The organism is Synechococcus sp. Cruz CV12-2-Slac-r, assembly GCF_024346075.1.
In the GTDB taxonomy this organism is placed as follows: domain Bacteria; phylum Cyanobacteriota; class Cyanobacteriia; order PCC-6307; family Cyanobiaceae; genus Synechococcus_D.
The window spans coordinates 1-3,687 of record NZ_JAGQEK010000154.1; the positions used below are offsets into that span (position 1 = coordinate 1).

At 45.7% G+C, this 3,687-nt stretch carries 1 protein-coding gene and 1 pseudogene; both read left to right on the plus strand.

What is annotated here, in order from left to right; genetic code table 11:
- The first annotated feature begins 906 nt into the window (after window positions 1-906).
- Window positions 907-2,109, plus strand: a complete 1,203-nt coding sequence (locus KB557_RS09700; RefSeq protein ID WP_255133682.1) for a DUF2130 domain-containing protein — start codon at window positions 907-909, stop codon at window positions 2,107-2,109.
- A 948-nt stretch (window positions 2,110-3,057) separates the two neighbouring features.
- Window positions 3,058-3,687: pseudogene (locus tag KB557_RS09705) on the plus strand (DNA helicase); the annotation flags it as partial.

Here is a 3,687-nt window from a genome sequence, read left to right on the forward strand (position 1 = left end):
CTTTAAAAAGCTTTCCGCTAGCGCTTCAATTGCTGGTTCTGGATAACTACAACTCCCCTCCGCTCTTTGAGATAACAGATTAGCCCGGTGTCTGATAGCCAAAGTCCAAGTCAAATGATCAAACAGCTGCGGTTCTTATTGCAAAACTTCTCAGCAGAGCGTGGAATACAGCTAGAGCAATGAAGCCCGTAGGGTACCGCGCTACCTAGTGGTTGATATCTGGAGCAGAAAAGTGGTGGCTTGGGATGTAGAGCAATCTGAATCAGCTGAATTAGCATCAGACCAGTTTGTTAGTAGGACCTCCGTATAAAACCTCTATACAGGTATAGGCTCTTCAATGAGGGCGGCCACACTTGAGATGTGGCTGGTGGAGTTCATCTAGCTATTTAGTTACTTAAATTAAATAAGCATGCATCTTTATGAGCAACAAGATGGCTATTTTAATTATCTTTATTGTGTAATATATTGCTAAATTCTGGCTTTAACAAAGGGCAACATATTTATCTTATAACAATATAACTCGGGTACCTCGCCGTGAGACCGGCTCATGAGGTGCATTAAGCGATTCATTGCAAGGGTGGTATTCCACACGCTGCAAGGCAGGCCAGTAAATCGTATCGAAACGATCTAATTATTTTACTTAGTTATTGGTTAGCAAACACTGGTCTGATCTGATTTCTTAAAGAGCTTATGGGCGCTAGAGGGATCCAATACCAGCAATTGAAGCAAGGGGAAATCCTTTAAGAAAGCTTGACGATCTATACGAGTATCAAAGGGGGCATCTAGCATTGACAGAGTCCAAAGCTGATGCAAATCGACCACCTGCCTGCTGAGCACTTATCGGCTTAGCAATGGTGAGCGTTAGCCGTCACCCAGACACGCATCAACAACCCGGAATCAATAGTCATGAATGAAATCCTCTGTCCGCATTGCAAAAAAGCATTCAAGATTGACGAGGCCGGGTACGCGGACATTCTCAAGCAGGTTCGCGATAGCGAGTTCAAACAGCAGTTGCATGACCGGCTTGAATTGGCCGAGCAGGACAAGCGGAGTGCCGTTGAACTAGCGAAAAACGAGGTAACCAGGGATTTAGAGAAGTCGTTCGTAAACAAAGACGCGGAGATTCAGGACCTAAAGTCCAAACTAAAAACTATCGAAGTTACTCAGAAACTTGCAATTAACGAGGCGGTTAATGGAATCGAAAAGGAGCGTGACGAACTGAAGAATGATCTCAAGCACGTGAAACTTGAAATGCAAATCGCCGAGAAGTCGCTTAAGGATAAGTATGAAACGCAGATCAAGGATCGCGATGACGCGATCGAACGACTGAAGGACATGAAGGCCCGCCTGTCGACAAAGATGGTTGGAGAAACCCTTGAGCAGCACTGCGATATCGAGTTTAACCGCATTAGAGCAACGGCGTTTCCGAGGGCCTATTTCGAAAAGGACAATGACGCGAAAGCTGGAAGCAAAGGAGATTACATATTTCGGGACTTGGATGAGGCAAACACCGAGATCGTGTCGATCATGTTTGAGATGAAAAACGAGAGTGACGGAACGGCCACAAAGAAAAAGAACGAGGATTTTCTTAAAGAACTCGATAAGGACCGAAATGAAAAGAACTGTGAATATGCCGTTCTTGTTTCACTTCTTGAACCTGATAGCGAGCTCTACAATTCAGGCATTGTCGATGTCTCACATCGATATCAAAAAATGTATATCGTCCGTCCGCAATTTTTTATCCCAATTATCACGGTGCTGCGAAATGCCGCTCAGAATTCGTTGAAATACAGGACAGAACTCGCGCTAGTAAAGGCCCAAAATATTGATATCACGACTTTTGAGAACGATCTCGACGAATTTAGGACAGGTTTTGCGAGGAACTATGAACTGGCGTCGAAGAGATTCAAAACAGCGATAGAGGAGATTGACAAGACCATCGACCATCTTCAGAAGACTAAGGACGCCCTGCTTGGCTCTGAAAATAATCTCCGTCTTGCCAATAACAAAGCCGATGAATTGACTGTTAAGAAATTGACAAAAAGCAATCCTACTATGGCTAGAAAGTTTGCTGATCTCAAAGGTGAAGATGTTTCCAATTTCCATTGAATCACCCCCACCCTTATTAGAATAGAGAGACGGCTAACTCGCTTCTCAACTGGACAAGCCAAGGCGAGCTTAGCTGTTTATTGCTTTTTAGTTAGCATCAACGTTTACTCAATAGGAAAAGCAACTAACCTTACTGAGCATGCATCAACAATCTGAATCTACTGCTCGCGACTGATCCCCGGTAGCTGTCAGGGTAGATAGCATTTCTAGATGTGTTAAACATTCTTCGTCAAGGGTATGTAGGGGCTTATTTCTAGGTTTTCTACTAATTTTTCGATTCATGCTGTAACAGCTTGACGCCAACAGGGCTGATTGCTTTCTCAATAAACAAAAACACAGTTACCATTAACAATTTATTAACTAAACATAGCAAGTAACGGCTTGTCAATATCTTTAATGCTGAAATAGCGTGTAATTCAATCTATCTTGTTGTTCATCCCGGTCAAGGTTACTACCCTAACATCTATTCGCTGAACTGAAATCGTAGAAGAATAAGCCGTAAGGGTTGTTGCGATTCCCGTTGGCGATGAGGAACTAATACTACAAATCGGATTGCATCTAAATACACAGGTTTAAGTACCCCCAGTGCCAAGAAAGTTGATCAAAACAAACCAGTATGCGAAGAATAAAGCCTGTACTATTTTGTGCCTATCGAAATATCAACTGCTTTCGTAAAAATTGTTGGTTTTCCGTTCAACAAATCTCGGTGCAGTGTCAAAAGCCAAGGGTCTCATGTTTCCCTGCAAGGCTCATTGCCCCAAGTTTGATCACTTGGAGTGTGGCTTGTCGGAGGCTCGCATCATTTGCAAAACACCAGATCGTCCAAATTCGAGGCTTTAATGATCTGTTTATGGTCTGTATCGCCGATCGAAAGTCAGTACTTAATTCAGCTCGGGCGCTTTATCGTTAACTGATTCAATTATCTGTTGCCAAATTGCTCGCCATGTTGTGCTCGTAACCCCAAGCAAGCTCTCTTTGTTCTCACGCAGCCCAGTAATTGGTGCCTGGTGGGAAGAGCTTGAATTTCGTGGTTTGTTTGCAGCCACCAAGCCCGATGTCTGCGCTCTTGATAAACAGCTGTTTGCCGATGGTCTGCGCCATGAGCAAGTTCTGCTCACGAAGCTGGAGGACCAAGGACATCGGATTGCGCGTTTACCGGGAAAACAGAACGCCAGTGATTACGAGGCCACCAAAGCGGCGATGGCTGAGGGGTTTGACTTCATCCACCAGGCTTCGCTCTGCAACGACGAGATGCGCGGCTCCGCTGACCTGCTGCGCCGGATTGAGCAACCCTCGGCGTTTGGTGCCTGGAGCTATATCCCGATTGAGTGCAAGCTCTCCTCCAAGCCCAAAACCACCTTCCTGGTACAGGCGTCGGCCTACTGCGAGCTGCTGACACCACTGTTGGGTCAGAGGCCCGATCGCTTTGAGCTCTATCTCGGTGGCGGGCGTTTCAAGAGCTATGCCACCGATCAATTCTGGGCTTGGTATCAACTCCTGCGCAGCCGCTATCGGGACTTCCGCCAGGCCTTTGATCCCGCCGCAATACCCGAGGACAGTCCGGGGGATCACATCAGC